This is a genomic window from Nonomuraea cavernae (assembly GCF_014646355.1).
GTDB lineage: Bacteria > Actinomycetota > Actinomycetes > Streptosporangiales > Streptosporangiaceae > Nonomuraea > Nonomuraea cavernae.
Genome location: NZ_BMNH01000001.1, coordinates 589,040 through 602,606 on the forward strand (window position 1 = coordinate 589,040; position 13,567 = coordinate 602,606).

The following is a 13,567-nucleotide window of genomic DNA, read 5'->3' on the forward strand; positions in this document are numbered from 1 at the left end:
GCACACGGCTCATGGGAGTCCTTCTTCCGTCGCGACGGGCAGCGTCAGGATCATGGTGAGGCCGCCGCCCGGCGTCTCGTCCGGCACTAGGGTGCCGCCCATGGCCTCGGCCAGCCCCCGGGACAGCGCGAGACCGAGGCCGACCCCCGAATGGTTGTCGCGGTCGCCGAGGCGCTGGAAGGGCAGGAAGACCCGGTCGTGCGCCTCGGGCGGGATGCCGGGGCCGCGGTCGATGACGCGGATCTCGACCTGGCCGGCGTACTGGCTGGCGGTGATCAGCACGTGTTCGCCGGGCGGGCTGAAGCGGGCCGCGTTGGCCATCAGGTTGACCAGCACCCGTTCCAGCAGCGCCGGATCGGCGAGGACCTCGGGCAGGCCGGCTGGAATGTCGCCCTCGACCTCGTCGCGGACCGGACCGAGGTCGTCGATCGCCCGGGGCAGGACCTCCTCGACGAGCACGGGCTGGAGGTCGGCTCCCAGCACCCCGGCCTGCAGGCGGCTCATGTCGAGCAGGTTGACGACGAGCCGCTCCAGCCTTTCCAGCGACTCCTCGGCGGTGGCCAGCAGCTCCACGCGATCCCGCTCCGACCAGTCGACGTCGGTGTTGCCCAGGCTCTCGACCGCCGCCTTGGCGGCCGCCAGCGGGGTGCGCAGGTCATGGCTGACGGCCGCGAGCAGAGCCGTGCGCATCCGGTCCACCACGGCCAGCGGCTTGGCCCGGTCGAGCTCCTCCTGGAGGCGTTCCTGGCGCAGCGCCACGGCGGTCTCGGCGGCGAACGCCTCCAGCGCCCGCCGGTCGGCGGCCTCGGTCAGCCGGCCGCGGGCCGCGAGGACCAGGTCGTCGTCGATCACCACGTCGGTGTCGGCGGTGTCCGGGCAGGTGGCCGGGGCGCCGCCCGACGTGGCCACGATCCGCCACGCCCCGGGCTCGGAGCGGTCCTCCGGGCTCGGCCGGCCGAGCCGCTCCAGCAGCGTCACCGAGCCCAGCCCGAACGTCTCCCGCATCCGGGCGAGCAGCGACGGCACCGCGGCCTGGCCGCGCAGGACATGCCCGGCCAGGGTGGACAGCAGCTCCGCCTCCGCGCCGGCGCGGGCGGCCTCCCGGGTGCGCCGGGCCGCGAGGTCCACGATCACGCTCACCGCGGCGGCGACCAGCACGAACACGGTCAGTGCCAGGAAGTTCTGCGGATCGTAGACGGTGAACTGGCCGGACGGCGGCGTGAAGAACCAGTTGAGCAGCAGCGAGCCGCCGACGGCCGCGGTCAGCGCCGGCCACATGCCGCCCACCAGCGCCACCCCGACGACCACGAGCAGGAACAGCAGGATCTCGCTGGGCAGCGCCAGCATCCCGGCGAACGGCAGCATCAAAGCGGTCAGCGCGGGCATCCCGGCGACCGCCATGATCCACCCGGCCAGCCGCCGCCTGCGGGTGAGGGCCGCCCGGGAACGCGGCCGGCGGGTGCCGGCCCTGCTCACCTCGGCATGCGTGATCATGTGGACGTCGATCGAGCCGGACAGCGCCGTGGTCGTGACGCCCACCCCGCGCGAGAAGATCTGCGCCAGCCGGCCCCGTCTCGACGCGCCGAGCACGAGCTGGGTCGCGTTCACCCCTCGGGCGAAGTCGAGCAGGGCGCGCGGGATGTCGTGGCCGACGACCTGGTGGTAGGTGCCGCCCATGCTCTCGACCAGGGTGCGCTGGCGGGCCAGGTGGGCCGGGTCGCCTCCGGCCAGCCCGTCGGCGCTGGTGACGTGCACGGCGATCAGGTCGGCGCCCTTGTTCCTGGCGGCGATGCGGGCGGCCCGCCGTACCAGCGTGTCGCCCTCGGGGCCGCCGGTCAGGGCGACCACGACGCGCTCGCGGGTCTCCCAGGTGCCGGCGATGCCGTGCTCGGCGCGGTAGCGGTCGAGCTGGTCGTCGACCTTGCCGGCCACCCAGAGCAGGGCCAGCTCGCGCAGCGCGGTGAGGTTGCCGACACGGAAGTAGTTGGCGAGCGCGGCGTCCAGCTTCTCGGGAGCGTAGACGTTGCCGTGGGACATCCGGCGGCGCAGCGCCTCGGGCGACATGTCGACCAGCTCCACCTGGTCGGCCCGCCGCACCACCTCGTCGGGGACCGTCTCGCGCTGCGGAACGCCGGTGATCTCCTGCACCACGTCGTTGACCGACTCCAGGTGCTGGATGTTGACCGTGGAGATCACGTCGATCCCGGCGTCCAGCACCTCGTCGATGTCCTGCCAGCGCTTGACGTTGCGCGAGCCGGGCACGTTGGTGTGGGCCAGCTCGTCGATCAGCGCGATCATGGGCGCCCGCCGGATGACCGCCTCGACGTCGAGCTCGGTGAAGACGGCGCCCCGGTGGCTCATGCTCCTGCGGGGGACGATCTCCAGGCCCTCCAGCAGCTCGGCGGTGCGGGGCCGGCCGTGGGTCTCGACGAGCCCCACGACCACGTCCCTGCCACGCTCGCGCGCCCGGCGGGCCTCGCTGAGCATGGCGTAGGTCTTGCCCACCCCGGGAGCGGCCCCGAGGTAGACCCGCAGACGCCCCCTGGTCACGTGCGGCTCCTGGTCATGACCGGTCGAGCGCCAGGTTGAGCCGGAGCACGTTCACGGCGGGCCGGCCCATGAAGCCGAGCGCCGGGCCGGTGGTGTTGGCCTCGATGAGCCGCCTGACCTCGTCGAGTGACCGGCCGCGCGCCGCGGCCACCCTGGCCGCCTGCAGCTCGGCGTAGGCGGCCGAGATGTGCGGGTCGAGCCCGGATCCGCTCGCCGTCACCGCGTCGGGAGGCACCACGGGTGTCCTCGTGTCGCCCCTGACGGGGACGGTCCTGCCTGCCGCATAGTCCTCACCCGGCTTGCCGCATTCCACCTTGAGGCCATCGTAGGTGGTGACGAAGGGAGCCTCCGGACAGGCCTGGTTGACGCTGACCGCCCGGTCGGGGAAGACCTTCAGCACCGCGCCCACCCCGCTGGGCGTGCAGTACGGCCGGGCGCCGCTGACGCCCTCCAGCTCGCCGATCGCCTTGGAGCGGGCGCAGACCTGGGTGAGCAGCGACTGCCTGCCCTCTTCGACGCCTGGCACCGGCAGGACGTCCAGGACGTCCTCGGGTCCCAGGTTGCTCGCGCTGGTCGCGAGGGGGTCGTAGCCGTCTCCGGCGGCCGACGGACGCGACTGGAAGTACTTCCGGACCGGGTTGCCGTCGGCGTCGGTGAAGGACTGGCCGATGAGCGCGCTGCCCACGTCCTTGCCTCGGGCCTGGACGATCGAGCCGTTGGCGTTGTCGTTGAACAGCGCCTGGGCGACGCCGGTGGTGACCAGCGGGTAGATCAGGCCGAGCAGCACGGTGAGGACGGCGACCGCCCGGATCGCGGCGAGATGCAGACGCAGCCAACTAGGTAGACGTTCCATTTATGACATCCCCGGAAGGAATCGAACGAACAGATCGATGATCTTGATGCCGATGAACGGCGCGACGATGCCGCCCAGGCCGTAGACGTACAGGTTGCGGCTGAGCAGTTTGGAGGCGCTGGACGGGCGGTAGCGCACGCCGCGCAGGGCCAGCGGGATGAGCGCGATGATCACGAGGGCGTTGAAGACGACCGCCGACAGGATCGCCGACTGGGGGCTGGCCAGGCGCATGACGTTGAGCGCGTCCAGGCCGGGATAGACCGCCGCGAAGATCGCCGGGATGATCGCGAAGTACTTGGCGACGTCGTTGGCGATGGAGAAGGTGGTCAGCGCGCCCCGGGTGATGAGCAGTTGCTTGCCGATCTCGACGATCTCGATCAGCTTGGTCGGGTTGGAGTCGAGGTCGACCATGTTGCCGGCCTCCTTGGCGGCCGAGGTGCCGGTGTTCATCGCCACCCCGACGTCGGCCTGCGCGAGCGCCGGCGCGTCGTTGGTGCCGTCGCCGGTCATCGCGACCAACCGGCCGCCCTCCTGCTCCTTCCTGATCAGCGCCAGCTTGTCCTCCGGCGTGGCCTCGGCCAGGAAGTCGTCCACCCCGGCCTCGCCGGCGATGGCCCTGGCGGTCAACGGGTTGTCACCGGTGATCATCACGGTCCGGATGCCCATGCGGCGCATCTCGTCGAACCGTTCGCGCATGCCCTGCTTGACCACGTCCTTGAGATGGATCACACCCAGCACCCGCGCCTTGCCGTCGGCGACCTCGCCGACCACGAGCGGGGTGCCACCGGACGCCGAGATGCCGTCCACGAGGTGGCCGACCTCGTCGGTGGGGTGGCCGCCGTGGTCGCGTATCCACTTCATCACGGCGGTCGCTGCGCCCTTGCGCACCTGACGTCCGTCCACGTCCACCCCCGACATGCGGGTCTGCGCGGTGAACGGCACCCACGCGGCCTGAGCCAGCTCGCCGGCCTGCCGCTCACGCAGACCGTACGCCTGCTTGGCGTAGACCACGATCGAGCGGCCCTCGGGCGTCGCGTCCGCGAGGCTGGCCAGCTGCGCGGCCTCGGCCAGGTCGGCCGGGGCGACACCGGAGGCGGCCTGGAACTCCGACGCCTGCCGGTTGCCCAGGGTGATGGTGCCGGTCTTGTCCAGCAGCAGCGTGGACACGTCGCCCGCCGCCTCGACCGCGCGCCCGCTCATCGCCAGCACGTTGCGCTGGACCAGGCGGTCCATCCCGGCGATGCCGATGGCCGACAGCAGCGCCCCGATCGTGGTCGGGATCAGGCAGACCAGCAGCGAGACCAGCACGATGCCGGTGACTCCGTCGGCGCCGAGCGCCACGGAGTCCGCGATGCCGGGATTGACGGACTTGGCATAGATCGCCAGCGGCTGCATGGTGACGGTGGCGACCAGGAAAATGATCGTCAGGGCGGCCAGCAGGATGTCCAGCGCGATCTCGTTCGGCGTCTTCTGCCGGTTCGCGCCCTCCACCAGGGCGATCATGCGGTCGATGAAGCTCTCGCCGGGGTTCTGGGTGATCGCGACGATGATCCGGTCGGACAGCACCTTGGTGCCGCCGGTCACGGCCGACCGGTCGCCGCCCGACTCGCGGATCACCGGGGCGGATTCGCCGGTGATCGCCGACTCGTCCACCGACGCGATCCCGTCGATGACGTCGCCGTCGCCCGGGATGATCTCCCCGGCCTCGACGATCACGCGGTCGCCCGGCCTCAGCTCACCCGCGCCGACGACGTCCCACGTGAAACCTTCCGCCGCGGAACCCTCACCCACGGAGCCGTCCCCCACGGAGCGGTCCTTCGCGGAGCCGTCTCCCGCGGCGGAGCCGGGGCGGAGCCGGCGTGCCATGGTGTCGCGCTTGGCCGCCCGCAGCGTGGCGGCCTGCGCCTTGCCCCGCCCCTCGGCCACGGCCTCGGCCAGGTTGGCGAAGAGCACGGTCAGCCACAGCCAGACCACGATGGCCCAGGCGAACATCGACGGATCGAGGATCGCGAGCGCGGTGCTGAACACCGCGCCGATCTCCACGATCAGCATGACCGGCTTACGCCACAGCGTGGCCGGGTTCAGCTTCTTCACGGCGTCCGGCAGCGACCTCATCACTTGCTTGGGGTCGAGCAGGCCACCGCCGATCCGGCCGTTCCTCTTCGGCCCCCGGGCCGGTCCCGGCGCCGGGAGCACTGGGGATGACATGTCAGACGAGCCCTTCTGCGAGGGGACCGAGGGCCAGTGCGGGCAGGAACGTCAGGGCCACGAGGACGATCGTGACGCCGACGACCATGCCGACGAACTGCGGCCGGTGGGTGGGCAGCGTTCCGGCGGACGCCGGCACGGGCGCCTGCCGGGCCAGCGAACCGGCCAGGGCGAGCACCAGGATGATCGGCAGGAACCGGCCGAAGGCCATGCACAGTCCGAGGGCCACGTCGTACCAGGGAGTGTTGACCGTGAGGCCGCCGAAGGCGGAGCCGTTGTTGTTGGAGGCGCTGGTGAAGGCGTAGAGCACCTCGGAGAACCCGTGCGGCCCCGAGTTGAGCATGCTCGCGCGCAGCTCGGCCGACCCCATGGCCAGCGCCGTGCCGGTCAGCACCAGCGCCGGGGTGACCAGGAAGTACAGCGAGGCCAGCTTGATCTCCCGGGCGCCGATCTTCTTGCCCAGGTATTCGGGGGTGCGGCCGACCATCAGGCCGGCCACGAAGACGGTGACGACGGCGAGGATCAGCATGCCGTACAGGCCGGCGCCCACGCCGCCCGGCGCGACCTCGCCGAGCATCATGTTGGTCAGCGTCATCATGCCGCCGAGCGGCGTGAAGGAGTCGTGCGAGGAGTCGACCGCGCCGGTGCTCGTGAGCGTGGTCGCCGCCGCGAAGGTGGCGGAGTTGGAGACGCCGAACCTGACCTCCTTGCCCTCCATCGCCGCCCCGACGGCCTGCGGCACGGTCGCGTTGCCTGCCAGCTCGAAGACGTTCGTCAGCACCACGCTGGCCAGCGCGATGGTCGCCATCACGGCGAGGATCGCGTGCCCCTGCCGGACCTGGCCGACCATCCGGCCGAAGGTGCGCGGCAGCGCGAACGGGATCAGCAGGATGAGGAAGATCTCGAACCAGTTGGTCCAGCTCGTGGCGTTCTCGAACGGGTGGGCCGAGTTGACGTTGTAGAAGCCGCCGCCGTTGGTGCCCAGTTCCTTGATGGCCTCCTGGCTGGCCACCGGCCCTCCGGTGATCGCCTGGGTGCCGCCGGTCAGCGTGGTGACGGTCTGGGGCTCGGCGAGGTTCTGGATCACGCCGCCGGCCACCAGCACCAGCGCCCCCGCGAAGGCGATCGGCAGCAGGACGCGTACGCAGCCGCGCACCAGGTCCACCCAGAAGTTGCCGAGCAGGTCGGTCCTGTTCCGGGCGAACCCGCGGACGAGCGCGATCGCCACGGCCATGCCGACCGAGGCCGACACGAAGTTCTGCACCGCCAGCCCGGCCATCTGCGTCAACTGGCCCATCGTGGACTCGCCGGCGTACGCCTGCCAGTTGGTGTTGGTGACGAAGCTGATCGCGGTGTTCCACGCGACGTGGTCGGTCACCGGGCCGAGACCCAGGCTGAGGAAGAGCTTGTCCTGCAGGCGCTGCAGGGCGTACAGGACGATGACGGAGACCACCGAGAACGCCAGGAGGCTGCGCGCGTAGACGCCCCACGTCTGTTCGACCTCGGGCCGGACGCCGAGCAGGCGGTAGACGCCGCGTTCGACCCGGTTGTGCCGGGTGCCGGTGTAGACCCGGTACATGTAGTCGCCCAGCGGCCGGTGCACCAGGGCCAGTACGACGATCAGCGAAACGATGAAGACGATCCCGGCGACGGTCGTGCTCACTGGAACCGCTCCGGGAAGAGCAGGGCGGCCACCATGAAGACCACCAGGACGACGGCCACGGCCAGACCGGCGGCGTTGATCGCGCTCACAGGCGCTCCACCGCCTTCACGACCAGCCCGAGGATCGCGAAGACCGCGATCGTCAGGGCGACGAAGATGACGTCGGTCATCCCCACTCCTCGGTTCGGGACAGAGTTGCCTGTCGACCACCAGGACAGGTGGCGACATGGCTAGCAAAGCCCCGGAATCGGGCGGTTTTTCACTTCTTGACGGGTTCCATACGCGCAGCGACAGGAAGTTGACGCGATCTCTACGGAGCGACCCCCTCCATGGTGGCGGCGAGGGCACCTCTTGGGGCAAAGTGAAACAGCGTTTCCCTAGGAGGTCGTGACGTGCGTTATGTGATCATCGGCTGCGGCAACGTGGGCATGGAGCTCGCCCGCCGCTGGACCGGGGCGGGCCATCAGGTGACCGGCACCACCACCACACCCGGACGGATCGAGGAGCTGCGGGAGGTCTGCTCCGACGTGGCGGTCCTGCGGGGCAGCGACCGGCCGGCCGTGGAGCGGGTGACCGACGGGGCCGACGCCGTCGTACTGACCGTCAGCCCGCGCCTCGCCCGCTCCTTCGACGCCGGCCAGCGCGTCGCCGAATACGCGGACACGCTGACCGCGAGCGCGCGGACCGCCGCCGAGGCGCACCCTCGGGTGATCTTCACCAGCTCGGTCTCCGTGTACGGCGCCGGCACTGGAGCCGTGGTGGACGAGGAGACGCCGACGACCACCGATCCCGACGCCTCGCCGCGCAACTTCGTCGCCGCCGAGCAGGCCGTGCTCGCCACGGCTGGCGGCGCGGTCGTCCGCATCCCCGACGTCTACGGCCACCCCCGCGACCTCGACTACCCCACCCGGGTCAAGCTCGCCCACGAGATGCTCGGCGGCAGCGTCCCCTTCTCCGCCGACGCGCTGCTCTACCGGATCGACTACCGCGACGCGGCGGCGGCGCTCGACTTCGTGGTGAGCGAGGGCCTGACCGGCATCTACAACGCCGTCCCCGACGCGGTCACGCCCCGGACGAACAAGGAGCTGTTCGGCGAGATCTGCGCCGCCGAGGGGTGGCCGGCACTGACCTTCCGCGGCGAGATCAGGACGCCGACCGTTCCGCTGAGCTCCGCCAAGCTCCGGGCCGCCGGGTTCTCCTTCGCCCACTGACCGCCCCGGTCCGGCTTCACCTTACGGCCGGGCAGGGAAGCTTCGCCGTACGGCTGGGCAGGGAAGCTTCGCCGTACGGCCGGGCAGGGGAAGAGGAGCGGATCGGACCCGGCTGGGCAGGAGACGAGGAACGGATCGGAGAGGATTGGGCGCAGCTCCGAGAAGTCCACCCGAATCGAGGCACCCATGGCATCGGTCCTGATACTCAACGGCCCCAACCTCAACCTGCTCGGCACCCGCAGGCCCGAGGTCTACGGCTCGACCACGCTGGCCGAGGTCGAGGAGCTGTGCCGGCAGGAGGCCGGGAAGCTCGGGCTCGACGTCGACTTCCGTCAGTCCAACCACGAGGGCCAGCTGATCGACTGGATCCAGGAGGCGGGCCCCGAGGTGAAGGCCGGCCGGTCCATCGGCGCGGTGTTCAACGCCGGGGCCTACACCCACACCTCGGTCGCCCTGCACGACGCCGTCGAGAGCGTCGAGCTGCCCGTGATCGAGGTGCACATCTCCAACGTGCACCGGCGCGAGCCGTTCCGGCACCACTCCTACCTGTCGCCGGTCGCCCGCGGCATCGTCGTCGGCTTCGGCGTGTACGGCTACGTCCTGGCCATCAACGGCCTGTTCCAGGCCACCCGCTGACCGTGAGCAGACCGGCCGTCAGAACCGGCGCGACCGGCGCAGGTCCGAGGGCCGGCCGTCGGGGTCGACCGCGAGCCGGTACAACGGCATGGCCAGCGCCCGCCTCAGCCGCCCCAGCTCCGGCTGAGGGTGCGGGCGCAGCCGCCCGGGCGGGCGCGCCCCCCGGCGGCCACCGCGATGCCAGGACTCCAGGCGCCGCGCCGACTCGGCGAACGCCTCGAAGGCGACCTTCGGATCGCACAGCTCGTCCACGTCGTCCGGGTCGCGGTCGAGGTGCTCGGCGGCCAGCGCGAGCCGCAGCCGCCTGGCGAACACGCGGGCACCGCCGGGCGGGCGCGGGTCCCGCTCCTCGTCCACGACCGCGCAGCTCAGCTCCGAGTCGTACGTCCACGACCGCAGGTTGACGTTGTCGGACCCGACGCTCGCCCACACGTCGTCCACCACGCACGCCTTCGCGTGCACGTACACCGGCGTGCCGGCGTGGTTCTCCAGGTCGTAGACCGCGACCCGGTCGCCGCCCGCCTGCCGGAGCCGGGCGAGCGCCTCGCTCCTGCCGATCAGGCTGGCGGGGCCGGCCAGCCAGCCGTCCTGGTCGGGGTGGCGCGGCACCACGATGACCATGCGGAGCTCCGGCTCGCGTTCCAGCGCCTCGGCGAACGGCTCGATCACCTCGGTCGACCACAGGTACTGGTCCTCCAGGTAGACGAGCGTGCTCGCCCGGCGCAGCACCTTCTGGTAGGCGCGCGCCACGCTCCGCTCCCCCCTCGGGGCGAACGGGTAGGCGCCGCGCCGGTGAGGATAGGTGCGCAGCAGTTGCACGGCATGGGTCCCGGCCGGGTCCGGCGGCGGCCCGGGAGGGGGCAGCGGCGGCACGTCGTCCATCCGCTGGAAGTGGTCGCGTAATCGCCGGAGCGGCTGGCGGGTCGCGGGGGCCGGGTCCTCCCAGCGTTCGCGGAAGACCTTCTCCACCTCGGCCACGGCCGGCCCGTGGATCGCCACCTGGAGATCGTGCCAGGGCGGGCGCTCGCCGTACACGTCGGGCATGGGCGCGGCCTGCGGGTCACCGCCGTGCCGGGCGTCGTCGCGGCGGCTGTGGCACAGGTCGATGCCGCCGACGAAGGCCACGTCCCGCGCCGAACCCGACGAGTGGCGCAGCACGACGAACTTCTGGTGGTGCGAGCCGCCGGGCCGTACCCGCGTGTCGAGCACGGCCTGCCCGCCGGCCTCCTCGATGTCCGCGCCGAGGCGCCGGTTCTCGGCGGCGCTGAACCGCAGCAGGTCGAGGTGCGATCGCCAGATCAGCCCCCTGACCAGCGCTCCCTTGCCCGCCGCGCGGGCCATCGCGCTCGCCACCCGCGGGCCGCCGTCGCTCAGCCGCTCGTCGGGATCGCCGCGCCAGTCGGCGAACAGCAGCAGGTCGTCGCGGCCGAGCCCGTCGAGCCGCTCCTGAAGTTCGGTGAAGTACGTGGCGCCGTGGGCGAGCGGGCGCACCAGGTTTCCCGTCGACCAGGCGGCCAGCCGGGTGGACGGATTGTCGCGTTCCTCCTCAGTGAGGAACCAGTCCGTGAGCCCCATTCGAGCCGGGCTACCCGGTCGCCCCGGGTTCATGCGTCAGCAGCGACCAGACGGCCTCCGGGGTCAGCGGCGTCCTGGTCACCCGGTCGGCGATCTCCGGGAGGGCGGCGGCCACCGCGTTGCCGATGGCGGCGGGCGGCCCGATCGTCCCGGCCTCACCGGCGCCCTTCATGCCGCCGGGCGTGATCGGCGAGGGTGTCTCCAGCATCACGACGTGGATGTCGGGGATCTCGCGCGTCGTCGGCAGGAGGTACTCGGTGACGGGCTGCCCGTCGTCGGTGTAGACGATCTCCTCGGTCAGCGCCATGCCGATGCCCTGCGCGATGCCGCCGCGCAGCTGGCCCTCGACGATGGCCGGGTTCACCTGCACGCCCGAGTCGCCGACGGCCCAGTAGCCCTCCACCTCCACGGCCCCCGTCTCGGGATCGACCGCGACGGCCGCGGCGTGCGCCCCGTAGGCGAAGGTGTAGGCCACGGGGTCGTAGCTGACCCGTTCCTCCAGCCCCGGCGACATGCCCTCAGGTAGGTCCCAGCCGCGCCACGCCGACGTCGCGATCTCCCGGAACGTCAGGGCCGCCCGCGGGTCCCCCTTCACCTGTACGGCGGAGCCCGCGAACTCCAGGTCCTCCGGGGCCGCCTCCAGCCGATGGGCCGCGATGGCCACGATCTTGTCCCGGAGCCGCGCCGCGGCCTGCGTGAGCGCGCCCCCGCCCACCGCGAGCGAACGGCTGGCGATGGACCCGATCGAGGAGTACGGCGTGACGGCGGTGTCGCCGAGCACCACCCGCACCCGCTCGAACGGCACCCCGACCCGGTCGGCGGCGATCTGGGCCAGCGCCGTCTCGATGCCCTGCCCCATGGCCGCCACGCCCGACGAGACCACGACCGACGCGTCCGGCTCCATCCGCAGCACCGCGGTCTCGTAACCGCCCGCCAGCATGCCGGTCGCCTTCATGGCCATCGACGGGCCCAGCCCGGTGGCCTCCACGTGGCAGGAGAACCCGATCCCGCGGCGGCGCCCGTCGCCTCCCGCCGGCGGCTCGACCAGGTCGCGGAGCGTCCGCAGGGCGCGCGGATAGTCGCCGGAGTCGTACGGCTGGTAGGTCCTGGTGGTGCAGGGCAGTTCGTCCGGCCCGAGCAGGTTGCGCAGCCGCAGCTCCACGGGGTCCACACCGAGCCGCCGGGCCGCCTCGTCGACCAGCCGCTCGCGGGTCCAGGTGGCCTCGGGCTGGCCGAAGCCCCGGTAGGAGCCGGTCGGCGTGGTCGTGGTGACGACGCCGCGCAGCCGTACCGCGACCCGGTCGAAGCGGTAGGGGCCGGGCAGCGTGATGGCCGTAACCGAGAACGGCGAGATGCCGACGTTGGACGGGTGGCCGCCGAGGTCGCCGACCACGTCGGCGTGCAGGGCCACGAACCGCCCGTCGGCGTCGAGCGCCAGCCGGGCCCGGTGCACGGCGGGCCGCGCCGGCAGCGTGGCGACCAGGCGGTCGCCGGGCGACTCGGTCCAGCTCACCGGGCGGATCAGCCGCATCGCGGCCAGGCAGACGAGCGCCTCGTCCGGGTAGAGGTGCTCCTTCCCGCCGAACCCGCCGCCCGCCTCGCGGCTGACCACGCGCACCCGGTCCTGCGTCAGCCCGAGCGCTTCCGCGACGTGCTCGCGTACGTGGTGCGGAGCCTGCGTGGACGTGCGGACGGTGAGCTCATCGCCGTCGAAGGACGCGACGATCCCGCGCGGCTCGATGGGGTGGGGCGTGGCCCGGCCGAAGCCGAACGTCAGCTCCACGACGTGCTCCGCGCCCGCGATGGCCTCGTCGCAGTCGGGGTCGCCGAGCACGGAGTCGGTGACCAGGTTGGTGCCCCATTCGGGATAGAGCAGCGGAGCCCCGGGATCCAGCGCCCGCTCGATCCCGATGACCGCGGGCAGCTCGTCGAACTCCAGGTCGACCAGCCCGGCCGCGTCAGCGGCGGCCTCCGGCGTCTCGGCGACCACCAGCACGAGCGGCTGGCCCACGTAGCGGACCGCTTCGTCCAGCACCGGATAGGACGTGTGACGCTGGCCGGCCGCGAGGGTGACGCAGGGCAGGCGGACGGCGTCCGCCTCGGCCGGGGTGATGACGTCGAGCAGGCCCTCGACCGTCCAGGCCGCCTTGGCGTCGCAGCCGACCAGCCGCCCGTGGGCGATGGGGCTGCGGACCACGACGGCGTGGGCCATGCCCGGCAGCCGTACGTTGCCGACGTATCCGGCCCGGCCGGTGAGCAGCCGGGCGTCCTCCCTGCGCGGTTTCCTGGCGCCTATCTGTCTCCCGTCACCCATGGACCGATTGTGAACTCGCTCACACGGGCGGTCCAGACGCCGAGGGCTACCGGGCGCGCCGCCAGTCGGACACCACGCGCTCGACGTCGAAGGGCATCAGGTTGAGCGGCGGGCCGGACAGTCCTGTCCTGATCGCCTCGCGGATCCTCGCGTTGATCTCCTCCACGATCCGCCTGGCCTCGGCCTCGGTCCGGGCGCCCAACGCGTCGGCCAGGGCCTGCTCGGCCTCCTTGCGCAGGGCGAGCGTCGGCGGCAACGGCATGGAGAGATGCTCGCTCTCCAGCTTCTGCTTGATCCACCACAGCTCGTCGGTGGCCTCGTTGCGGTCGGGGAGCGGCTTGCCCTTGCCCGGCAGGTCGTCGAACTCGCCACGCTCCTCCGCCTCGCGGATCTGCCGGTCTATCCACGACTCGAACTGCATGCCGAGGGGTCTGCGCTCCGTCACAATGCGGCTCCCGGGATGTCGTGCCCTCCCGACCAGGCTACCCAGAGCCCGCGCGGTCTCCCCACGGGTGAACGTGCCGGACTAACGGGAGATCTCGCCGTCCCCATGTGGCT

At 72.0% G+C, this 13,567-nt stretch carries 10 protein-coding genes; 2 read left to right on the plus strand and 8 right to left on the minus strand.

Features of this window, described 5'->3' with window-relative positions; translation table 11 throughout:
* Positions 1-9: 9 nt before the first annotated feature.
* From IEY82_RS02740 to IEY82_RS02760, 5 genes are read right to left on the minus strand one after another with little or no spacing between them, the layout of a single operon-like run.
* Positions 10-2,550 (minus strand): sensor histidine kinase, encoded by a 2,541-nt coding sequence (locus tag IEY82_RS02740; protein ID WP_189122298.1) that lies wholly within the window; start codon positions 2,548-2,550, stop codon positions 10-12.
* A 13-nt stretch (positions 2,551-2,563) separates the two neighbouring features.
* Positions 2,564-3,403: a potassium-transporting ATPase subunit C gene (locus tag IEY82_RS02745; protein ID WP_189122299.1), complete on the minus strand. Its 840-nt coding sequence runs from the start codon at positions 3,401-3,403 to the stop codon at positions 2,564-2,566.
* Positions 3,404-5,611, minus strand: a complete 2,208-nt coding sequence (kdpB, locus tag IEY82_RS02750; RefSeq protein WP_189122300.1) for a potassium-transporting ATPase subunit KdpB — start codon at positions 5,609-5,611, stop codon at positions 3,404-3,406. It abuts the gene before it with no gap.
* 1 nt (position 5,612) lies between these two features.
* Positions 5,613-7,274 (minus strand): potassium-transporting ATPase subunit KdpA, encoded by a 1,662-nt coding sequence (gene kdpA / locus IEY82_RS02755; RefSeq protein ID WP_189122301.1) that lies wholly within the window; start codon positions 7,272-7,274, stop codon positions 5,613-5,615.
* A complete protein-coding gene (locus IEY82_RS02760) occupies positions 7,271-7,363 on the minus strand; it encodes a potassium-transporting ATPase subunit F (RefSeq protein ID WP_189122302.1) in 93 nt (30 codons plus the stop codon). The genes kdpA and IEY82_RS02760 overlap by 4 nt, the downstream gene beginning before the upstream one ends.
* Positions 7,364-7,665: 302 nt before the next feature.
* On the opposite strand from IEY82_RS02760, the gene IEY82_RS02770 reads away from it, so the two are divergent.
* Together IEY82_RS02770 and aroQ are read left to right on the plus strand one after the other, a co-directional pair.
* On the plus strand, positions 7,666-8,484 hold the full coding sequence (locus IEY82_RS02770; RefSeq protein WP_189122303.1) for an NAD-dependent epimerase/dehydratase family protein: 819 nt from the start codon (positions 7,666-7,668) through the stop codon (positions 8,482-8,484).
* 186 nt (positions 8,485-8,670) lie between these two features.
* A complete protein-coding gene (gene aroQ, locus IEY82_RS02775; RefSeq protein ID WP_189122304.1) occupies positions 8,671-9,120 on the plus strand; it encodes a type II 3-dehydroquinate dehydratase in 450 nt (149 codons plus the stop codon).
* An 18-nt stretch (positions 9,121-9,138) separates the two neighbouring features.
* On the opposite strand, the gene IEY82_RS02780 is transcribed toward aroQ, so the two are convergent.
* From IEY82_RS02780 to IEY82_RS02790, 3 genes are read right to left on the minus strand one after another with little or no spacing between them, the layout of a single operon-like run.
* On the minus strand, positions 9,139-10,695 hold the full coding sequence (locus tag IEY82_RS02780) for a phospholipase D family protein (RefSeq protein WP_189122305.1): 1,557 nt from the start codon (positions 10,693-10,695) through the stop codon (positions 9,139-9,141).
* Positions 10,696-10,705: 10 nt separating this feature from the next.
* The gene (locus tag IEY82_RS02785) at positions 10,706-13,009 is read right to left on the minus strand and encodes a xanthine dehydrogenase family protein molybdopterin-binding subunit (protein WP_189122306.1); all 2,304 of its coding nucleotides are present in this window, start codon (positions 13,007-13,009) and stop codon (positions 10,706-10,708) included.
* 46 nt (positions 13,010-13,055) lie between these two features.
* A complete protein-coding gene (locus IEY82_RS02790; RefSeq protein ID WP_189122307.1) occupies positions 13,056-13,454 on the minus strand; it encodes a DnaJ family domain-containing protein in 399 nt (132 codons plus the stop codon).
* Positions 13,455-13,567: the final 113 nt, after the last annotated feature.

Bases quoted from the DNA above. Each gene is read 5' to 3' on its own strand.
- IEY82_RS02745 (WP_189122299.1), bottom strand. From the start codon at position 3,403: ATGGAACGTCTACCTAGTTGGCTGCGTCTGCATCTCGCCGCGATCCGG.
- aroQ (WP_189122304.1), top strand. From the start codon at position 8,671: ATGGCATCGGTCCTGATACTCAACGGCCCCAACCTCAACCTGCTCGGC.
- kdpB (WP_189122300.1), bottom strand. From the start codon at position 5,611: ATGTCATCCCCAGTGCTCCCGGCGCCGGGACCGGCCCGGGGGCCGAAG.
- IEY82_RS02780 (WP_189122305.1), bottom strand. From the start codon at position 10,695: ATGGGGCTCACGGACTGGTTCCTCACTGAGGAGGAACGCGACAATCCG.
- IEY82_RS02785 (WP_189122306.1), bottom strand. From the start codon at position 13,009: ATGGGTGACGGGAGACAGATAGGCGCCAGGAAACCGCGCAGGGAGGAC.